This is a genomic window from Rhodococcus sp. NPDC127593, assembly GCF_042671975.1.
In the GTDB taxonomy this organism is placed as follows: Bacteria; Actinomycetota; Actinomycetes; order Mycobacteriales; family Mycobacteriaceae; genus Rhodococcus_F.
Map to the genome: position 1 here is coordinate 112,200 of NZ_JBHXWI010000023.1, position 19,557 is coordinate 131,756.

Annotated in this window: 14 protein-coding genes and 4 pseudogenes; 5 read left to right on the forward strand and 13 right to left on the reverse strand. The window is 64.2% G+C overall.

The window, feature by feature from the left end; genetic code table 11:
- Window positions 1–36: 36 nt before the first annotated feature.
- From ACFVJ3_RS22325 to ACFVJ3_RS22350, 6 genes are all read right to left on the reverse strand, one after another.
- The gene (locus tag ACFVJ3_RS22325; protein ID WP_378454098.1) at window positions 37–426 is read right to left on the reverse strand and encodes an enoyl-CoA hydratase/isomerase family protein; all 390 of its coding nucleotides are present in this window, start codon (window positions 424–426) and stop codon (window positions 37–39) included.
- A gap of 119 nt (window positions 427–545) precedes the next feature.
- The gene (locus ACFVJ3_RS22330; protein ID WP_378454099.1) at window positions 546–1,817 is read right to left on the reverse strand and encodes an amidohydrolase family protein; all 1,272 of its coding nucleotides are present in this window, start codon (window positions 1,815–1,817) and stop codon (window positions 546–548) included.
- A 42-nt stretch (window positions 1,818–1,859) separates the two neighbouring features.
- Window positions 1,860–2,942: a threonine aldolase family protein gene (locus tag ACFVJ3_RS22335; protein WP_378454100.1), complete on the reverse strand. Its 1,083-nt coding sequence runs from the start codon at window positions 2,940–2,942 to the stop codon at window positions 1,860–1,862.
- Window positions 2,939–4,060 (reverse strand): ABC transporter ATP-binding protein, encoded by a 1,122-nt coding sequence (locus ACFVJ3_RS22340; RefSeq protein ID WP_378454101.1) that lies wholly within the window; start codon window positions 4,058–4,060, stop codon window positions 2,939–2,941. The genes ACFVJ3_RS22335 and ACFVJ3_RS22340 overlap by 4 nt, the downstream gene beginning before the upstream one ends.
- Window positions 4,053–5,816, reverse strand: coding sequence for an ABC transporter permease (locus tag ACFVJ3_RS22345; protein WP_378454102.1), 1,764 nt, complete (start codon window positions 5,814–5,816; stop codon window positions 4,053–4,055). Before ACFVJ3_RS22345 ends, ACFVJ3_RS22340 begins: the two co-directional genes overlap by 8 nt.
- Entirely contained in the window at window positions 5,813–6,928 is a 1,116-nt protein-coding gene (locus ACFVJ3_RS22350; RefSeq protein ID WP_378454103.1) for an ABC transporter substrate-binding protein, read from the reverse strand. The genes ACFVJ3_RS22345 and ACFVJ3_RS22350 overlap by 4 nt, the downstream gene beginning before the upstream one ends.
- 282 nt (window positions 6,929–7,210) lie before the next feature.
- On the opposite strand from ACFVJ3_RS22350, the gene ACFVJ3_RS22355 reads away from it, so the two are divergent.
- On the forward strand, window positions 7,211–8,311 hold the full coding sequence (locus ACFVJ3_RS22355; protein WP_378454104.1) for a TetR/AcrR family transcriptional regulator: 1,101 nt from the start codon (window positions 7,211–7,213) through the stop codon (window positions 8,309–8,311).
- A gap of 379 nt (window positions 8,312–8,690) precedes the next feature.
- Here the strand turns inward: ACFVJ3_RS22355 and ACFVJ3_RS22360 are convergent, their stop codons facing one another.
- Window positions 8,691–9,011 carry an AsnC family protein gene (locus ACFVJ3_RS22360; RefSeq protein ID WP_378454105.1) on the reverse strand — a complete coding sequence of 107 codons (321 nt, stop codon included), beginning with the start codon at window positions 9,009–9,011 and terminating at the stop codon, window positions 8,691–8,693.
- Between the two features lie 186 nt (window positions 9,012–9,197).
- On the opposite strand from ACFVJ3_RS22360, the gene ACFVJ3_RS22365 reads away from it, so the two are divergent.
- The 4 genes and pseudogenes from ACFVJ3_RS22365 to ACFVJ3_RS22380 all read left to right on the forward strand — a co-directional run.
- Window positions 9,198–11,534, forward strand: a complete 2,337-nt coding sequence (locus ACFVJ3_RS22365; protein ID WP_378454106.1) for a pyruvate dehydrogenase — start codon at window positions 9,198–9,200, stop codon at window positions 11,532–11,534.
- A gap of 18 nt (window positions 11,535–11,552) precedes the next feature.
- Window positions 11,553–12,659, forward strand: a complete 1,107-nt coding sequence (locus tag ACFVJ3_RS22370) for a 2-oxo acid dehydrogenase subunit E2 (protein ID WP_378454107.1) — start codon at window positions 11,553–11,555, stop codon at window positions 12,657–12,659.
- Window positions 12,660–13,203: 544 nt separating this feature from the next.
- Window positions 13,204–13,443 (forward strand): annotated as a pseudogene (locus tag ACFVJ3_RS22375) (hypothetical protein); the annotation flags it as partial.
- A gap of 427 nt (window positions 13,444–13,870) precedes the next feature.
- Window positions 13,871–14,428: pseudogene (locus ACFVJ3_RS22380) on the forward strand (helix-turn-helix domain-containing protein); the annotation flags it as partial.
- Window positions 14,429–14,443: 15 nt separating this feature from the next.
- On the opposite strand, the pseudogene ACFVJ3_RS22385 reads toward ACFVJ3_RS22380, so the two are convergent.
- From ACFVJ3_RS22385 to ACFVJ3_RS22410, 6 genes and pseudogenes are all read right to left on the reverse strand, one after another.
- A pseudogene (locus tag ACFVJ3_RS22385) lies at window positions 14,444–15,404 on the reverse strand (GMC family oxidoreductase); the annotation flags it as partial.
- Window positions 15,401–15,643, reverse strand: a complete 243-nt coding sequence (locus tag ACFVJ3_RS22390) for a hypothetical protein (protein ID WP_378454108.1) — start codon at window positions 15,641–15,643, stop codon at window positions 15,401–15,403. The gene ACFVJ3_RS22390 and the pseudogene ACFVJ3_RS22385, both read right to left, overlap by 4 nt.
- 45 nt (window positions 15,644–15,688) lie before the next feature.
- Window positions 15,689–16,129: a response regulator transcription factor gene (locus ACFVJ3_RS22395; protein ID WP_378454132.1), complete on the reverse strand. Its 441-nt coding sequence runs from the start codon at window positions 16,127–16,129 to the stop codon at window positions 15,689–15,691.
- 190 nt (window positions 16,130–16,319) lie between these two features.
- Window positions 16,320–16,697 carry a hypothetical protein gene (locus ACFVJ3_RS22400; RefSeq protein ID WP_378454109.1) on the reverse strand — a complete coding sequence of 126 codons (378 nt, stop codon included), beginning with the start codon at window positions 16,695–16,697 and terminating at the stop codon, window positions 16,320–16,322.
- A 559-nt stretch (window positions 16,698–17,256) separates the two neighbouring features.
- Window positions 17,257–18,147 (reverse strand): polysaccharide deacetylase family protein, encoded by an 891-nt coding sequence (locus tag ACFVJ3_RS22405; RefSeq protein WP_378454110.1) that lies wholly within the window; start codon window positions 18,145–18,147, stop codon window positions 17,257–17,259.
- 669 nt (window positions 18,148–18,816) lie between these two features.
- Window positions 18,817–19,002 (reverse strand): annotated as a pseudogene (locus ACFVJ3_RS22410) (transposase); the annotation flags it as partial.
- Window positions 19,003–19,557: the final 555 nt, after the last annotated feature.

Genomic DNA, 19,557 nt, shown 5'->3' on the forward strand with positions numbered 1-19,557 from the left:
GAATTGGTGTTGCTGATAGCTACGCGCTCGACTGCGTCAGCGAAAGGAGGGCTTCCGCCTACCCACGACGGTGGTAACGCCTCGGCGAAGTCCGCGGTAGCGAACAATTCGATTCGCCCGTTGCGCTCGAATCGCGCAGTCGAACGCGGACGCACTCAATGCCCTGTTGGTGAGCTCCTGGGCGCGGTACGGGCCGGCCGCGCACCGCCTGGCTCTCCCGGCCCCCGTCACGACTACCACTCGTGTGTTCGGGTCGGCGTCGGCATCTTGGATCATCCGACTCAGCGCCTGCACGGCGTCGACATCGAGCGCGTTCCTACGCTCCGGGCGGGTGATAGCTATCCGGGTGATCCCGCCATCGTGGTCGATGATGATATCCGGCGTTGGCGTAGCGGTCTCAGCCGGCGTCTGCGGTTCGATAGGCAATCTCCTGCTCCGGATCCGTGCGGGCCACGTGCCGGATCGTGGTCACCGCTTGTCTTCAGATCCGCTCGAGGATGCCGGTGTTTCGCGGCCGCTCGCTTCGCAGACGGTCAGAGGGCCGGTTAGCTTGCCGTGCGCTCGAAAGCGTGATCCACAACGACACACCCACGCTTGAGGACGACAACCGGGGAGCGCAGCGTAGAAATGTCCTCGGCGGGATTAGCCTCGGCAAGTATGGCGTCGGCCCACGCGCCCGGACGCAATCTGCCCGCGTCGGCCCCGATACCGAGAGCATCAGCCGATTCGCAGGTAGCCGATCTCAGAGCCTGAAGAGGACTCATACCTGCCTCGACGTAGATCTCGAGCTCCACCGGCATCAAATCGAATCCGACATGCTTTGGACCTGCGTCGGTCCCGCCGATCACCTGGACACCGGCCTCGAAGAACTCCGCGAGATTGGTGAAGCGAGCGTCAAGGCGCTTGATTGCATTGGTATCGTTCGGATTGACCAGATCGCCGCTGGCACGAAGCCTGTCGGCAACGATTCGAGCGACCACAACGGTAGGTCCGACGCTGACGCCCGCATCCACGGCCTTGCGCAATAGTTCACGATCCGGAGCAGGTTGCTCGTCCGCGTCGAGCATGGATGCGTGTTCGATCATATGGACCCCGGCGTCGATGCTGGCGTCCATAGCTGCCGTAGCGTGACAGTGCGCCGCCACACGCATGCCGTAATCGGTGGCGATATCGACAGTGTGACGAAGCAGAACAGGATCGAACTCGAGCCTTCCGGGCTTGGTGCCGGGCGTCATGCCCCCGCCGCTGACCATCACCTTGACCCAAGTGGCACCCGCATTCCGTTGCTCAGTCACCAATGCCTCGACCTCTTGCCGGGTTCTGACCTCTCCGCCGAACACGTGCCCATGACCGCCCGGCGAGCAAATGGGCGCGCCCACGTGCAGAATTGTCGCCACATCCGGTAGGCCTTCAGTGGTCTGCACGATCGCCTTCAGCAGATGCCTCGCTGTTCCGCAATCACGGACAGTGGTGATTCCGGAGAGAAGCGCTGCGCGCGCGTTGGAGACAACTTGCTGCAGCTTCTCTTCGTCCGTGCTGGCAAGGTAGCCCGCCATCGGGTCACCGCGCGTGTTCATGACCAGGTGGACATGCGAGTCGATCAGGCCGGGCACCAAATATCTGCCTCCGGCATCGAATACCGAATCAGGCAGAGGAATCAAGCCGGACCCAACGATCTTGTCGATACGACCGCCGGACAACCACACATCGCTGGGGTCGGTGGCCGCTCCTGTTTCCAGATCGACAACCCTGACATTAGCAATGACGTCAATGACCGCGATCGAGGCAGGGGACATTCGGTCGGCTGATGCCGTCATGATGATCTCCTCATTTTCGTATTTGAGTATTTTCGCGCAGCACTATTCGACGACATCGAGCAGTGCACAAATTGCTTTCCCGGCGGTATGTATGTCGCTGCTCGTGACGTCGAGATGGGTGAGGGCTCGCAGTGTCGACGGACCGAACGCACCGATTCTGATTCCGGTTTCTCGCAACAGCTGTTCGGCTAGATCTGCGGCGGACGTTCGCGTACCGATCAGGTCGAAGATGACAATGTTGGTCTGCACCTGGGCTGGATCGAGGGACACTCGCGGATGCGTCGAAATCGCCTCGGCGAGGGCGCGAGCGTGATCGTGGTCGTCGGCGAGTCGGTCGACATGGTGCCGCAGTGCGTAGGTTCCGGCGGCCGCGACGATGCCCGACTGGCGCATCGCCCCACCCCATCGTTGCTTGAGACGCCAGGCCTCCTCGATGAAATCGACCTCGCCTGCCAGAATCGCCCCGAACGGCGCTCCGAGGCCCTTACTCAGATCCAGCCAGACCGAGTCGAAGGGCTCACAGAAGTCGCGTGCACTCACTCCGGTGGCAACGACGGCGTTGAGCAGCCGCGCACCATCCATGTGACACCGCAATCCGTGCCCTTTGGCGGTATCCGTGACGGTGGTGATTTCGTCAAGAGTCCAGCACCGTCCGCCGCCGAGATTCGAGGTCTGTTCGATCGACACCAGTCGCGACCGCGGTGCATGTCTACCGGGAGGTCGAATTGCCTTGTCCAGTTCGTCCGCCGTGAACACCCCGTGGTCAGCGGTGATCGGAGTGAGGAGCGCTCCGGCGAGGGCGGCCGGTCCGCCGCCCTCGTAGTGAAGTGCGTGCGCAGTGTCGTCGACGAGAATTTCGTCGCCTGGTCGGCAGTGAATGGCGTAGGAGATCTGGTTGCACATGGTGCCGGACGGCAGGAAGACCGCGGCGTTCTTTCCCAGGAGTTGTCGAGCCAGTTCCGTCAGTTCGTTGGTTGACGGGTCCTCACCCTTTTGCTCGTCACCGACAGGGGCATCCATCATCGCCGCGCGCATCCCTGCTGTGGGACGACTGACGGTGTCGCTGTACAGGTCCACTGAAATCTCGAATGGCGAAGGGGTCGGGACGACACCGGCGTAGCTCATCGCTGCTGCTCCGCCGAATCGGCCGTAACCGACGCGAATGAATCGCGCGGTCCGAAGACTTGAAAATCTTCTCGCGGGAGAACAATTCTGGCGTGGGACGCGTCGGTGCGTATTCTGCTTTGCACCGACAAGCTTTGGGTGCCGATGCCAATCAGATAGCGGTAGTGGCTGCCGTGATAGGACCGCTCCAACACCGGCCCGCTGACGCTGTCTCGGCCCGCGGGTGGGGCATGTCCGTCCATGACCAGATCCAGTGATTCCGGTCGAATCGCGATCACGACGCTGTCGGATTCGATATCCGATTGCACTGTGATGGGCTGGTCAAGACCATCGACCTTCACGATCAGTGCGCCACGCTCACGGCCGAGCACTGTGCCTTCCACGAGGTTGCTGGTGCCGACGAAGTCGGCAACGAACAGATCCGTCGGATTGTTGTAAATCGTTTCGGGCGTACCGATTTGACGGATGGTGCCTTGCGACATCACTGCTATGTGATCGCTCATACCCAACGCCTCGTCCTGATCATGCGTCACGAAAACGGTGGTGACGCCGATCCTGCGCTGGAGTTGCCACAGCCAGTCGCGCGTGCGCTCTCGCAGCTTGGCGTCGAGGTTGGAGAACGGCTCGTCCAGCAGCAGGAGCTCAGGAGGGAAGGCGAGCGCACGTGCAAGCGCCACCCGCTGCTGTTGTCCCCCGGAAAGCTCGTGTGGATAGCGCTCCGACTGGGAGCTCAGGTCGACGAGCTCGAGAACCTCGTCGACTCGCTTTCGGATCGCTTCTGGTTTGAACCGACGCAACCGCAGCGGGTATCCCACGTTGTCGCGCACCGTCATGTGCGGCCACACCGCGTAGGACTGAAACACCACGCCGCAGTCGCGACGTTCGGGGGGCAGGTGGATCGACCGGTCGTTGTCGAAGAACGTGCGGTCGCCGACGACGACACTTCCGCTGTCGGGACGCAGGAGCCCGGCGATCGACCACAAAGTGGTCGACTTACCGCAACCACTCGGGCCGAGCAGCGTCAGGATTTGACCATCGCCGGCGGTAACAGACACATCGTTCAGGACGGTCGTGGGACCGAAGGTCTTCGTCAGGTTCCGAATTGTGAGCTCAGACATGGACACGCGCTCCAAATGCTAGGCGCCCGACCCCAAGGACGACCGCGGTAATGACGAGTTGGATGACACCGAGGGCAGCGACGGTTCCACCCACACCCCCGGCAGCCAGCTGAAGCATGGCGAGCCCGAGAACCTGAGTGTCGGGCGTGACCAGGAATACGGCCGCCTCGGCCTCATTGAGCATGGCTACGAATATCAAAATGAACGAGACGCTCATTGCCGGCACCAGTAACCGAATCAGGATAGTTCGCATCGCGGTCCACCAATCCGCCCCCGACGTTCGTGCTGCGAGGTCGAGATCTTTTCCGAGCGTTGCGATCGCCGGGTAGAAAGCGTTGTAGCCCATGGCAAGCGCACGGACTGCGAAGGCGATGCCCAACGCCCACAGTGTCGCCCGAAAGCCTCCGGACTTGTCGAGTACGGCAAACGTCCAGAAGAAGGCCATACCGGTGATCAGGCCGGGAACCGCGCGTGGGTAGAGGACTATGTGCTCCAACGATCCGCGGAACCGAAAGTTGGACCGATGCGCGACCAACGCGATCACAACCACGCATACGGTCGCAACAGTTGAACCGACAGTCGCGATCACGAGGCTGTTCCGTATCGCGCCGGTGTAAAACGGGTTGGACAGGATCGTAACGAAATTACCTGTCGTCAGCACGGTCAACGGGTTCACGAACGGGCTCAGGATACCGGTGAAGGCTGACAGCACGATACCGCCGAGTGGGACGAGCGTGGAGAAGATCAGGACTACAAACACCACAGCCGAGATGACCCAGCGGAACCAGCCGAGTTGCACGGATACCGCAGGGCGAGAGGATTTGCCACCTGTCGTCGCAAATCGTCCAAGGTCACCGGCGAGCCGGTTTCGAAGAAAAAGCAACAGTGTGACGCCGACAAGCATCAGGATCGCGCCGGCCGGAAGGGCTCCCTGCCCACCCTGAACCCGCCCGATCCAGTGGTTGTACAGGTAGGTCGACATCAGATCGATATTCGCCGAGGATCCGAGCAGCAGGGGCACACCCAACGTCTCCAGGGAGAGCGCAAAGACGATCAGACCCGAATTGAGAAGTGCCGGCCGCAGCAACGGGAAGGTGATCGAGAGTAGCGCTCGCGCCGGACGCGCGCCGGCACAACGCGCAGCTTCCTCGAGTACCGACGACCCGGAAGCCAATGTCGCTCGTGCGAAGAGAAAGACGATAGGAGCACCCAGTACCGTGGCCATGATCACCATGCCGGTCATGCTGTAGAGATCGAACGGGACACTGAACGGCGTGTACTTGGTCAGCAAATGTGATGCGTAGCCGGTCGGCGCCCACATCGCCTGCCATCCCACAACCAGAACCAAACCTGGCAACGCCAAGGGAAGAACGAGCAGAACTCCGTAGACCCGCCGTAACGTCATATCGGTGCGGGTGATCAGCAGGGCAAATGTTGTACCCACTGCCACTGATGCAGCCGTCGTAGCCACCGCGAACTTCAGGCTGTTTGCAACGGCACGCCACCAATCCCGATCGGAGAGGAGGTGACGGAAGCTTGCGAGCGACCAGGTGCCGGTGTCGTCGTAGAGCGGAGTAGACCACAGAGACGACCAGATGATCGGGATGATCGGGCCGAGAACAACCAGTGCCACAATCCCCCAGACTCCATACTGGATAACGGATTCCGGTAACCAAGCCCTCATACGCCTGGCCGGCGGTGTCTCGATCTTCTGGTGCGATGGCGGACCACTGCGAACGATCGTGTTGTTGCTCATTTCCCGAACGCTGCCTTCCAGCGGCTCACGATCTCTGTCTGCGACGAAACCAGCGCGTCATCCCAGTTGGTGAAGTAGACATTCTCCGCGCCGAATTCGGCAGTGACCTCGTCGACGGTAAAGCCGTCACATTCAACGCCTGCCAAGTACGGCGTGAACCCACCCTTGCACGCCGCCACCTGCCCCTGTTCCGTCAACATGAAGTTGGAGAACACTTTTGCGGCATTCGGCGACGCGCCCTTCGCGGTGATTCCGATACCCCGGGGGACGAACGGTGTGCCGTCGGCATACAATCGGAGATTCAGTATTTGTGCGGTGGCACCCTCGATGACAGATCGTATGGCTCCGCTCGAGAAATAGGATGCGACTGCCGCTCCCTGACTGAGCTTGCTGAACATCGGCCCCGCGCTGGTTTCCGTCTGGGAGTTCTGACCGAGCTTCTCGAGGAGCGGCCACGCGTTGTCGTGATTCGCAACAAATGTCTGTGTGACCATGTAACCGAATCCGCTGGTGCCGTCGTACGTGACGAGTTTCCCTGTCAATGGCCCCGAGTCCGCCATGTCGGCGAGTTCGGCCAATGTCTTCGGCTGCTCGCTCTCGGGCAGAACAGCTTTGTTGAATACACCAACGGCCGGGTTTTCCTCGACCGCAAACACACCCGGCGCAAGTTTCGCGTACTCCGGTAGACCGACCGCGGCCGGTGGAGTGAAGTCCAGGACTTCACCTCGCTTGACCAGATCGAGGTAGGAAACTCCATCGGTGCCAAGAATGACATCGGAAGTCTGACCTCCCGTGGAGCTTTCGCTGAGGTAGCGCTGGAAGGACTCGGCCGGGTTCAGGTACACGTAGCTGACGTCGATGTCTGGGAACTGGTTGTTGAATGCGGCGATCACGGGCTGCATGATCTCGTTCTGCGCGTCGCCGTAGACGGTCACCGAGCCTTCGTCCTTGGCTGCGGCAACAGTTGCCGGATCAAGTTGCTTCGACGGATCGATGGCATGCGCCGACGGGTCGCCGGCACCGATGGGTGTATCGACAGCTCCTTGGCCGCCGCACCCGGCCAGCAAGGTCGCCGCGCACACCGCGACAACCCACGAGGACCTACGTTTCATCTCTCACTCCTTGACGGCGGTCATCCGCCTTGGTTTTCGAAGTTGGTGAAGACTTCTTCCGGGGACCGAATGTCCCCAGGCGCCTCTCGCAGCAGGTTTCACCCTCTGGGCCCCGCTGCGGCGAAGGCTCGTTGTGAATCAACCTCGATTCACTGTGTCCTGCGTTACTCTCCCATGCAATGGCTCTGAGCGCAATAAGTGATTATCGATTAGGATGATGATGTGACGACACACAGGTTAGCGAAGCCCGAACTCCGCACCCGACCGCGCAATCGTCGGGCGATGATTCTGGCTGCGGCCGCCGAGCTCTTCGCACGCAAGGGCTACCCCCAGGTCGCGATGGCAGAAATTGCAGAGGCCGTCGGCGTGCAACCCTCTGCGCTGTACCGACACTTCTCGAACAAGGAAGACATCCTCCAAGAAGCGATCTTGGCACTGGATGTACCGGAAGCATCAGACGAAACCTTCGAGGAGATCCTCGAACGGCTTTCCGCAATCACCCGCGACAACCCCTGGACGGGAGTGCTCTGGCAGCGCGAGTCCCGCAATCTGCCGCTCCCTGTTCGCGCCGACGTGACCATCAGAGGACAGCTGATTGCTGCGAATCTCGGTACGGCGCTCAGAGCCACGCGCCCCGAGCTCAGCGACCTTCAGACCGAAATGCTTGCATGGTCGACCTTGGCAATCGCGCTCGGCACTTTCGACCCCCAACAAGGAGATCCCGCACGAGACGAACACCTTGTCCAGGAGATGCTACGAACAGCAGCAGAGGCTGACATCCCGGCGATCGGAGCGTCATCACCACTGGGAACAAGCAGAGTCGCAGGCTTTCAATCACGTCGTGAAGCGCTCCTTGCCGCCGCGATTCCGCTGTTCGCCGAGCGCGGTTATGCAGCGGTCAGCCTCGACGACGTCGGGGCAGCAGTGGGCATAGCCGGCCCCAGCATCTACACCCACTTCCCACGCAAGTCGGACTTGCTCTCCACGGCACTCCACCGCGCCAACGAAGTCCTCTGGATGGACATGTCCCGTGTCATGGCCCTGGCTGAGGACGAAAGGGACGCACTCAACCGATTGCTTCAGTGCTACATCACATTTTCCCTCAACTCCGTGGACTTCATCCAGCTACTCAGGGCAGAGGTTCCCCAACTACCCGACGCGGAGAGAGCCACGTACCTCCAGCACCAGAATCAGTACATCAACGAATGGGTCCATCTGTTGCGCAGGGTTCACCCAGAGGCCACCATGGCTGCCTGCGAAACGCGAGTGCGTACCACCCTCCACGTAATCCACGCCGTCGCCCGCCGCCCCCATCTTCGCTGTTGCGCTGGAGTCCATGAATCACTCGAGGTTCTCGGATGTGCCCTCATCGATCTGCACTGAAAGGTGCATTGTGGTCATAGTGCAGGGGTGAACCCGTCCGCAGCCCACCGGCACCGGAACGACCTGCACCGGCTTCGGTCGGCTGTCAGTCCACTCCTCCCCGGTGGTAGTGGTCCGAGTACGCCGCCAGCACTTCGTCGAGGTATGCGTCGTCCACCACCAGTCAGTCGCCGAGCTGTTTCAGCAGGGGTGTGAGGCGCTACCCCGACCAACCTGCGGCATCGCCAGTGAGGTCATGGCCTGCTCGACGCCGTCGATGCCCGTAGGGGCCGCCTGCACGGGCGGCGACGTAAACGAGAAGGCCCGTGACACCCCTGAGCCCATGCACCTCGACCATCTCGGGCATTCCGTTGAGCGCCTACGAAATTCGGGCCAACTTCTAATGCATGACGCTGATGAAGATGAATACGATCAGCGGACACCCCGAGAGCGCCGGGACCGATCCGGCCCTCGAAGGAATGCAGGACACCCCGCTTCTCGAGCTTGCCGAGGCGGCCTGCCACCGTCTTGCGGGACGGCCGGTCTTGTCGGCCAGCGCAATCACCGTCGCCCGCGAATCCTCGTCGAATGCGTCGAGGATTCTGGCATCGATGGAATCGACGATGGCCGTGCTGGGCATATTGCCAACCTCCAACTGGGATGTGGGCGCCCTGGTGCGCAGAATGCTGAATTTCTGCGATGGGTATTGCTCGAAGTGCATGCCGATGCTGAACTGTAGGCGAGTTCTGCACACGGGACTTCCTCTTCAACAGGCGGATTCACCGCCACGGGCAGCGTCGGAATCTCACCAGAGCCACCTGCCTGACAACACCGACCGCCGCTCACGACCTGAGCCTGGCCGCAGTTCGGCCGGTGCCGAGAACTCACAGGCAAGGACGCAAATTTCATGCAGGCCACACACACAGTCGACACCAGCATCCACACCGCTCCCTCCCCGACCCCCGAGGCACTCGTGGAGATCGAGCAGCGCGTGCTATGGCTGGCGACCGCGATGATTCATCACGCCAACCGGGTTCGGCCCAACCCGTCGGGGTTGAAGGTCGGTGGTCATCAGGCGTCGTGTGCGTCGATCGCGACCATCATGACCTCGCTCTGGTTCGAGCAGCTCCGGCCGGGTGACCGGGTGTCGGTGAAACCGCACGCCTCGCCGGTGCTGCACGGCATCAACTACCTGCTCGGCGAGCTGGACGAAAAGTATCTGACCACCTTGCGGGAGTTCGGTGGGCTGCAGTCGTACCCGTCCCGGTCGAAAGATCCGGATCCGGTGGACTATTCGACCGGGTCGGTCGGCATCGGCGCAACCGCCCCGATCTGGGGTGCCATCGCCCGCCGCTACGTGAACACCCAGATCGGGTCGGCGGGGACGGGCCGGCAGTACTCCCTCGTCGGCGACGCCGAACTGGACGAGGGCGCGGTGTGGGAGGCGATCCTCGACCACTCCGTGTCCGAACTCGGCGAGATCGTGTGGATCGTCGACCTGAACCGGCAGTCCCTGGACCGGGTGGTGCCGAACATCGCCGCCGGCCGGCTCGAAGCGATGTTCTCCGCCGCCGGGTGGCAGGTGCTCACCGTGAAATTCGGGACCCTGCTCGAGTCGCTGTTCACCCGGACCGGTGGTGCGTCGTTGCGTTCGCGGATCCTGGACATGCCCAACCCCGAATACCAGCGGCTGCTGCGGTGCGACGCCGCGCAGGTACGAGACCGGCTGCCGGGGGACGGCCCCGACGCCGCCGCGATCACATCGCTGATCGCCGACCTCGACGACGCCACCCTCCTCGCGGCGATCCGCAACCTCGGCGGCCACGACCTCGACGCCCTCCGCGTCGCCTATGCGCAGATCGACGACACCCGACCGACGGTGATCATCGCCTACACCATCAAGGGCCGGGGCCTGCCGACGCAGGGGCATCCGCAGAACCACTCGTCGCTGCTGACCGTGGAGCAGTACGAACAGCTCGCCGCCGAACTGGGCATGAACCCGGCGGACCCGTGGGCCCGGTTCGACACCGACAGCGCGGCGGGCCGGGTGTGCGCGGCGACCGCGGACACGTTGAGACGGGAGAGCGTCGAACTGGCCACCCCGCCTTCGGTGCCGGCCGACATCGGCCGCACCCCGTCCGGGACGTCGACCACGCAGGCGGCCCTCGGGCGCGCACTGCTGGACCTGTCCCGGGAGGCCCCGGACGCCGCGAAACGGGTCGTCACCGTCAGCCCCGACGTCTCCTCCACCACGAACCTGGCCGGCTGGCTGAACAAGGTCGGCGTGTGGTCACCGAACGAGCGCCGCAACTGGTTCGACGACGACGCCGAGACGATCATGCACTGGCGGGAAAAGCCCACCGGGCAGCACATGGAACTGGGCATCGCGGAAACCAACCTGGTCGGGTTGATCGGTGAACTGGGGGCCACCTGGAGCCGGTGGGGGCAGCCGCTGTTCCCGATCGGGGTGATGTACGACCCGTTCGTCGAACGCGCCCTCGAACCCTGGTCGTACGGCATCTACGCGGGCGGGCAGTCGATCCTGGTCGGCACCCCCTCCGGGGTGACCCTGGCCGCCGAGGGTGGGGCGCACCAGTCGATCAAGACCCCCTCGATCGGCCTCGAGCAACCCGGGTGCGTCAGCTACGAACCGGCGTTCGCCATCGACGTCGAATGGACGCTGCTCGACAGCATCTCCCGGTTGGGCCGCCCGGACGGTTCCTCGTCGTACCTGCGGCTCTCGACCCGCCCGGTCGATCAGACCCTCGCCGCCGTGCCGTCGGATCCCGCCGCCCGGGAACGCCGACGCCGTCAGGTGGTCGCCGGCGCGTACACGCTGCGGCACACCGACAAGCCCGCGGTCACGTTGGTCGGGATGGGTGCGATGATCACCGAAACCCTCACCGCCGCCGACCGGTTGGCCGAGCAGGGCATCGCCGCGGACGTCGTGTGTGTCACCAGCCCGGGTCTGTTGTTCGAGGCAGTGCAGGCCCGCCGCGGGCTCGCCGACGGGCCGTCGTGGATTCTCGACCAGGTGTTTCCCGCGGATCGGGCGGCGCCGATGGTGACGGTCCTCGACGGGCACCCGCACACCCTCGCGTTCCTGGCCGGGATCAACCACGTTCCCGGTGCCGCGCTCGGGGTCAGCCGGTTCGGGCAGGTCGGTTCCCTCGACGACGTCTACCGCTACCACGGCATCGACACCGATGCCGTCGTCCGCACCGCACTCGACCTCGTCGACTGACCCAGAGAGACACCCAGAATGACCACGACACAGACAGGCACCACAGTGGTGCTGCCGTCGCTCGGTGAGAACGTCACCGAAGCCACGATCACCCGCTGGCTCAAAACCCCAGGCGACCACATCGAGCAGGATGAACCGTTGCTCGAGGTGGCCACCGACAAGGTCGACACCGAGGTCCCCTCCCCTGCCGCAGGTACCCTCCTCGAGATCATCGCCCCAGAAGACGCTGTCGTCGAGGTCGGCGCGGTACTGGCAGTCCTCAGCGCACAAGGCAGTGATCCCCGGGGCACGCCGGCACCCGCGGCCGAGGCAACTCCCGCGCCTGCACCGGCAGCCGCCACTCCTGCTCCGGCACGTGCACCTGCATCGAACCCGACCACCACGGAAGCTGCTGCACTGCCCTCCGCGGGCGAACGGGTGGAGAAGCTGCCCCGGATTCGGCGAACCATCGCACAGCGGATGCTCGAGTCCCTGCAGACATCAGCGCAATTGACCACCGTCGTCGAAGTCGATGTCACCGCCATCGCGCGCCTGCGCTTCCGGGAGAAGGATGCGTTCCTGGGTCGCACCGGGGTGAAACTGTCGTTCCTGCCGTTCTTCGTCGCCGCCGCCACCGAAGCGCTCGCACACCATCCGGTCATCAACTCCTCGCTCGACACCAACTGCACCGAGGTGACCTACCACGGGGCCGTGCATCTCGGGATCGCCGTCGACAGCGACAAGGGCCTCATGGTTCCCGTCATCCGCCACGCCGACGGGATGCGCATCCCCGACCTCGCCCGCGCCATCACGGGCGGCGCAGACAGTGTGCGCACCGGAACGATCCGCCCCGACGACCTGGCTGGTGGCACGTTCACCATCACCAACACCGGCAGCCGCGGGGCACTCTTCGACACCCCGATCATCAACCAACCCCAATCCGCCATCCTGGGAATCGGAACCGTCGTCGACCGCCTCGTCCCCACCCGCGGCGACGGCGGCGCACTCCAGATCAACGTGAAGTCGATGGCGTACCTCTCGCTGTCCTACGACCACCGGATCGTCGACGGCGCCGACGCCGCCCGCTACCTCACCACCGTCCGGCAGCGCATCGAAGCCGGATTCGACCCCTCGGAACTGCAGTGAGTGCGCCAACCCACGTTCCAGGCACGGTGCATGAACACGGCACCCGGGACGATCACCGCCTCGTCGAATTCGCTCTACGGTGGGCGCCAATAGTTGCGGTCAACGACTACATCGTCCCCGACTTCGACGAGTACATCTTGCCGGAGTTCGGACTGCAGCCAACGATCTACTACCGCAGACTCCTCGCACTCCTTCAGACACCCCCGTGCCCACCCTTGGATCCATCGGACCGGCGCCGCATCATCGCACTTTGCCAACACAAACTCGACGCCTCTCGACCGGTCATCCCACGGCCATAGCGGAGCGAGCATCAACCCGGGTTGCCGAAAACCCCAATGGGAGACACACCTCCGAAACAGGAGCTGACACGAGATCGACTAGGACGAACTCGTCAGTGTGGGTGGCAAGGTATCTGCGGATTCGCACACCGTTGTGGGGTCCCGTTTCGCGTGTTCGGAGCGATATCCTGGTAGGACGTTTTCGTGAGGTGAGCGCCGTGCTGCATCGTCAAGGGTGTCGCGGATCGGGTGAATCGGCGTAGCCGATGGTCGATGCCGATCCGTACCGGACGCAGCGCGAGGTTGGCGCTTCGGTCACAGCGGAGCTAGAAGCCGCTGGGCTCGAAGACGCCCAGGAAATCGGCCGCGGTGGCTTCGGCGTTGTCTACCGGTGTATCCAGACTGAGCTGGACCGAACGGTCGCGGTGAAGGTCCTCACCGCTGGTTTCCTCCGTTCGTCTCCCCTACAGCGAGTTCTACACCCGGGGGTTGCGCCTGGCAGGCTACCTCCGCGATGCCGCCGCCGTCACCACGCGCATCTGCGACGAGTGCGCCGATGTACCCGGCTTCGCGCAGCGCTTCTCCGCCCTGCTGAGAGGGCAGGACGAACTCGCGTCGGGGCACCTGAGAGCGGCACGGAAACAATTGGAACAACGCTTCACCTCCGCCGGAATCGCCCACGGCTACATCCCCACAGCGTGGCACTGCGCGCTGGCCCAGACCCAGGCGATGTCCGGAGACGGCGCGCACGCATCGGAAACCCTTCGCGCCCTCGACGCCTGGTGCCCCACACCCGTGCCGTACCTGAAACCGGACTATCTCCTCACCAGGGCCTGGGTCTCCGCCGCCACCGGTGCCGTCACCGAGGCCATCGCACTCGCGCACCGCGGCGCCCACTGCGCCGCCGAACATCACCAATACGCTCACGAGGTGATGTGCCTGCACACCGCGACACGCTTCGGTGACTCCACCACCGCTCACCGGCTACGTGAGCTCGCCGGCCGGGTCGACGGGCCTCGCGCCCCACAGCCGCCCTGCACGCCACCGCCCTTGCCGCCGGTGACGCGGACGGTCTCCTCGACGCCTCACGTCAGTTCGAGGACATGGGCGACCTGTTGGCAGCCATGGACGCCGCCGCGCACGCCGCCACCACCTACCGTCACCGCGGCCGCAACGGATCCGCCCTCACCGCCGCCGCCCGCGCCCAGCGATTGGCCGACACCTGCGACGGCGCCGATACACCTGCCCGCGGACCTCGAGTCGGCCGTGCCGCCGGAGTTGGCTTGGATTCTCAAGCAGGTCGTGTCCGTGGTCGCGGCCGGTGGCACCGTCAGCATCGGATCCGTGCCACACGAGGTCACCACGACCACCGCGGCGGACATGCTCGACATCTCCCGCCCCACGTTGGTGAAGCTCATCGGCGCCGGCGAGATCCCCGCACACAAGATCGGCACGCACACCCGGATCGAGAGCAGTGACGTCATCGGTTATCGAGAGCGGCAGCTAGTTCACGAGCTCACCGATCTTGTCGGCGGCGAACAGCGAACCGCCGTCGACGCTGTAGCCGAACGCGGACACGAAGTGATCGGTCAGAGCGCGTCCGACTTCGGGGAGATGATGGTGCACCGCGATGCCGTGCCGGCGCAGGTGCTGTCATCGCCGACACCGGAGAGCATCAGCAGTTGGGGTGTGTTGACGGCCCCACCGGCAAGGACCACTTCTTTATGGGCGCGGACGGTGCGGCGGGCGCGGTCCTTTTCGTATTCGACGCCGACCGCGGCGGTTCCGTCGAACAGGATCCGGGTGGCGTGCGCCTCGGTGAGTACGGTCAGGTTCATCCGTCGGCGGGCGGGTTTGAGGTAGGCGTCGGCCGCGCTCCACCGGGCACCACGCTTCTGGGTGACCATGAATCATGAAAAGCTTTCGGGTTGAGCATCATTGGAGCGTTCTATTGTGTAGTCGGTTTCTGTGACTGCATCGAGGAATGCGGTGGTGAGTGGTCGTGGGCTGCGTTGGTGGGAGACGATGATCGGTCCGGCGTGTCGGGTGTCGGGGTGGGTGCCGTCCTGCACGTTTTCGACGCGAAAGTACTTGATGACTTCGGTAAATGACCATGACGTGTCGTCGGTGAGGTTTGCCCATTCGTCGTAGTCGGCGGCGAAACCTCGTACCCACATCATTGCGGTCATCGAGGATCACCCGCCGAGCATCTTCCCGCGGGGTCAGTAGATCTGCTGGCCGCCGAGCTTGGGTTGCGGCTCGGTGAGGTAGTCCCAGTCGACCTCGCTGCGAAAGAGTTTCGCGAATGCGGCGGGGATGTGGGTGAATGTGTTCCTGTCCTGCGGTCCGGCCTTGAGAGCCACCACCTGGTTTTTCGCGGGTCGGTGCTGAGCCGGTGGGTGAGCACGGCTCCTGCCGATCCGGTTCCGGCGATGACGTAGTCGGCCGCTGATGATTGCTGTGTCATTTCTTCAATTCCCTATTGTTGACGGTTGCCTGCCCCGACGCCTCTGGCAGCGGGTTGGTTGCGGCGGCAAGTTTGGCCTCGGCGAGCTGGAGCAGCGGTGCGAGGGCTTCTGCTTCGATGTCGAGGTAGGTGCACATCTGGTCGTCGTCGACGCCGGCGTCGCGTAGCCGTAGCGCGAGGGAGTAGGGCTGAGGCAGTCGCCGTAGCGCCTGCTCGCGAGGTGTCAGTGGTGTGGTCATGGTTTCAGGGTGCGTTCGCCGTGCACGGTGGGGTGGAGTAGTCGGCTACTCCAGTTCGTGACCACGATGGGGAGGGGACTGATCGCCGGTGACCATGGCGCCGAGGTCATCGCGGCCGGAGACACCGGTCTTGAGGGAGGCGCGGTGGAGGTGTCCTTCGACGGTGCGGACGGACAGGGTCATTTTCTCGGCGATCTGCTTGTTTGATAGTCCTTGGGCGGCGAGGGTGATGATTTCCCGTTGCCGGGTGGTCAGCGGCGACCGCTGTGTGGCGTCGCGGAGGCGAGCGAACCAGCCTGCGTGGGGGTGACCGTGAGGGTGGTCTTCGCGACCCCACGATCTGTCAATGCAGAGCTCATTCTCGAGCAGCAGCCAGATAGCAGTTTTGCACTTGTAAGTGAATCCGAGGGTTCGGAACGTTCCTGCCGGCGCGACCGCGGACCTGCGAACTGGCCTACCAGTGGTGGCCGCTGCCCGCCAGCCGATCGCGAGTCACAATGTGTACCGGCCGACGGGGTCGAGGCCGCCCGAGAATGGGAGCGAGCGGCGCTGACCACACTACGACGGCAGGCCGTCACCACCACAGGCCCGCGCCGACGGTACCGACGACCGCAAGGCACCCGCGGCACGAAGACCAGGACACCCGAAATCGCGTCTTACGCGCCCCGCGGTCCCCTCACGCACCCGACTTCTTGTCACGCAACACCACCAACGGCAGCACCAGAGTGGCAACCGCGGTCACCAGCCACACCACCAGAGTCGCCAGAATCCACGTGCGCCACCCATCGATACTCAGACCACCGACGAGCGATGCGATCACCAACGCCACCAATGTCGATACGAGCCCGACGCCTCCGAGGAACGCCGACGCGTTCCTCGCCACCACCTTCCCGATGAACGGAGACAGCACACTTTGCGCCACCGCAAACAGCACCACCGCGGTGACAAATCCCGACGCGGCAATCGAGACCCCCGGCAGGAGCCACTGCGCCACCAGCAAACCGATCGCTGCCGACCCCAAGAAGACCACGACCCGAAGCAGGAAACGAATCATTCGATACGCCCTCTCTCCCATGGCAATCGGCACGAATCGGAGATCGCGACAACTTTCCCACGGATCGACCACATACCCAGCTCACCCTCCCCCGGACGGCCCGTCCAACCCCTCGATATCACCCCTCGACTTCACCGCAGCCTCCAGTTCCGACGTTACGCCAACCGCACCACAATCGCCGTGCTCGTACCGTCCAGGGACTGTCGCCTGACGGCGCACAATCGTGCGCGTGAATAGCCCCGCCTCGCCGGCACCGATCCGCACCCCACAGCGCGGGCAGACGCCGTAACCGATGAACGCCGGCAGATCCGCCTCAGTGACCCCCTCCGGCGACTTTCCGACCACCAAGAAGAACACCTTCAGTCGTCCGCGATGGCCGGCACTGTGCTCGGCCGGGATCGGGCCGCGACCATGCCCAGGTACTCGTCGAGCATCCGATGACCGAACCGTGCGAACGCCGCCTTCGTCGAGCAATCGCTAGGAACTCTCGCCCCTGGTGAGCAGTCCGCCGCCGTTCCCCGACCATGCACCGAAGCCCAGAACTCGGCCGACAGTCGGATCAGGCCAGGCCACCGGCACCGCTGAGGGTGACGAATTCGACGCCCGCCGAACGTAATTGCGGCACAGCAGCAGCGAGGCCCTCCGCGGTGGCACCGGCCGGACGGTTGATGTGCATGATCACCACGGAACCGGGCGCCGCCGAGGTGACCGCGGCCTGCACCTTCGCGGCGGGCAGGGTGGCCCCCGCATCGCCGTTCAGCGTGAATCCCACCACCTGCTCGCCGAGATCGCGGACGATGGACGCCGCGACCTCGTCGCAGTGGGCCGTGCCGGGGCGGAACCACCGCGGCGGTCGGCCCGTGATCTCGAGCAGTCGGTTGTGGTTCACCCACACCTCGTCGATCACCTCGGCCGGCGACGTGGTGCCCGCGATGCCGTACGCGGATTTCCCGGTCACCGACAGCGGCAGGTGCCGGGTGCCGTGGTTCGCCAGCTCGACGAGGGGGTTTCCCGACAGCTGCGCGATGAGGCCGGGGTTCGCATCGATCCAGCGGCCGTTCACGAACAGGGTGACAGGCAGTTTCTCGCGTTCGAGCAGTCCAAGCAGATCCGCATCGACGCCATCGCCCTGAGGTCCACCGCATGCGTCGAAGGTCAGCGCGATCCGGTGACCCGCCGCCGCGAGCCTGGTGGCGGTGCCGGTGACGGCGACACCCCATTCGTGTGGAACGGCGCCCGCATATTTCGCCGCGATCGCCGACGTATCCGGCGGCAGGGGCGGGGGCGGGGCAGGAAGCCATCCGTCGGGGATCAACCCGTCCGGGATCCCGGGAATCGGCGCCGCCTCAGCGACCGCGGGGCCGGCAAGGTCGACGTAGGTCTGCATCGCAGCAGCCACACCACCGCCGAGCAGCCCCAAGCAACACCGCCCGACGATTCGTTCGCGCATACATGCGCCGAGATTAAACCGTCCGCGAGACGTGCCCTCCACCGATCTCGGAAAGACGGCATGAACACACCACGAACAGCGTGCCCCGCATGGCGACCAGCGCCAGCGCCATCGCCACCGCCGGGCACTCTCGCCGGGTGTGACGCATTCGTGCCTCCGACCCCGACGAAACCCTTGTGGTGCTACCGCGTGCGTGGTGATCTGTTCTCGCCTCCCCGGCCGGCGGTTTCGCAATCGGTGACTGACAGGGGGACGCTCCTTGGCACCGGGGAGCACGGCTCCGCCAGTCTGATCACGATTCGCGTCGCCGTCTGGGCGAGGCTTTGCACTCTCACGGCACTCTGGGTTTGTTTCGCTCCTCACTGAGTGAGCATTCGAAGGACGGATGAACGATGGCGTTCAGGGATCGGACGGCGAGTTTCGCATGCGGCCTGCTGGTTTTTTCCTCCTTCGGAGTCTTCTCCTGCGTGACCGAGGATTCTCGTGATGGTGCGGTGTTCTACTCCGTCACGCTCATTCCGTCAGTCGCCCTCTTGATACGGCGGCTGCGCGAAATGCACCGCATTCGGAGGCAGGTGCCAAATGCGGATCATCGGCCCGCACGGAGAAGCTCGGTCAAGTCCATGGGGGTGGTGTACGAGGGTCGTCGCGGGACTCCTCGTTGGTGAGTCAGGCAGTCAAGGCCGGTGTCACCTCCTCGGTGGACTCGGTGCTGTCGGTGGGCTTGTCGTTGCGGGAGCGGGCCAGAACGTCCAGGCCGAGATAGCGGCGCCCTTCGATCCACTCGTCGTGTTGTTCGGCCAGGACCGCACCGACGAGCCGGATCAGGGCGGTACGATCCGGGAAGATTCCGACCACTGTCCACGGTGATCCGACCGCTGTGGGCGAGCACGTCCGATACCCGCCCGATGCATGCGTGCGAGACGCCTCTCTGCGAGCGATACGGGCCAGGGGTCGGTGTCGGCGCTCGAAGCGGTCCCGATGCCGGCGCGGGGGTCCGCGGAGGGCGTGCGGTACCGGCGTCCCGCTGCGCGGTCGAAACAGCACCGCCGCAGGCGTGTGACAGGGGCGTTCCGAAATATGTTGGCGCGGCGCAATTTCTAGTAGTACACTCCCCCCTAGGCCCGAAGGGCCGGGGGGAGTGACCCCCCGGAGGGGGTGGGTTTCCCCGCTCGATTCGACTGATGGATTCGACCGCTCGATTCGGACGCCGATTCTCAGGTCACGGCAGAGCCACTCTGATCGGTGCCGCAGCACCACTTGTGCGATCCCCATTTCGAGGGCGAGAAGACGCGTGCTTGTGTGCGCCTGAATACGGTCGGTCAGGCACCACTTTCGGCGCTGAATTCGGCGCTGTCACGCCCATGCTGCAGCCGTCCTTCGCCGGGCTCCCGCGCACCGCCCCACCGG

What these genes read in the sequence shown, in the direction of transcription:
- ACFVJ3_RS22330 (WP_378454099.1), bottom strand. Translation starts at nt 1,817, where the DNA reads ATGACGGCATCAGCCGACCGAATGTCCCCTGCCTCGATCGCGGTCATT.
- ACFVJ3_RS22335 (WP_378454100.1), bottom strand. Translation starts at nt 2,942, where the DNA reads ATGAGCTACGCCGGTGTCGTCCCGACCCCTTCGCCATTCGAGATTTCA.
- ACFVJ3_RS22340 (WP_378454101.1), bottom strand. Translation starts at nt 4,060, where the DNA reads ATGTCTGAGCTCACAATTCGGAACCTGACGAAGACCTTCGGTCCCACG.
- ACFVJ3_RS22345 (WP_378454102.1), bottom strand. Translation starts at nt 5,816, where the DNA reads ATGAGCAACAACACGATCGTTCGCAGTGGTCCGCCATCGCACCAGAAG.
- ACFVJ3_RS22350 (WP_378454103.1), bottom strand. Translation starts at nt 6,928, where the DNA reads ATGAAACGTAGGTCCTCGTGGGTTGTCGCGGTGTGCGCGGCGACCTTG.
- ACFVJ3_RS22355 (WP_378454104.1), top strand. Translation starts at nt 7,211, where the DNA reads ATGATTCTGGCTGCGGCCGCCGAGCTCTTCGCACGCAAGGGCTACCCC.
- ACFVJ3_RS22360 (WP_378454105.1), bottom strand. Translation starts at nt 9,011, where the DNA reads ATGCACTTCGAGCAATACCCATCGCAGAAATTCAGCATTCTGCGCACC.
- ACFVJ3_RS22365 (WP_378454106.1), top strand. Translation starts at nt 9,198, where the DNA reads ATGCAGGCCACACACACAGTCGACACCAGCATCCACACCGCTCCCTCC.
- ACFVJ3_RS22370 (WP_378454107.1), top strand. Translation starts at nt 11,553, where the DNA reads ATGACCACGACACAGACAGGCACCACAGTGGTGCTGCCGTCGCTCGGT.
- ACFVJ3_RS22390 (WP_378454108.1), bottom strand. Translation starts at nt 15,643, where the DNA reads ATGACCACACCACTGACACCTCGCGAGCAGGCGCTACGGCGACTGCCT.
- ACFVJ3_RS22400 (WP_378454109.1), bottom strand. Translation starts at nt 16,697, where the DNA reads ATGATTCGTTTCCTGCTTCGGGTCGTGGTCTTCTTGGGGTCGGCAGCG.
- ACFVJ3_RS22405 (WP_378454110.1), bottom strand. Translation starts at nt 18,147, where the DNA reads ATGCGCGAACGAATCGTCGGGCGGTGTTGCTTGGGGCTGCTCGGCGGT.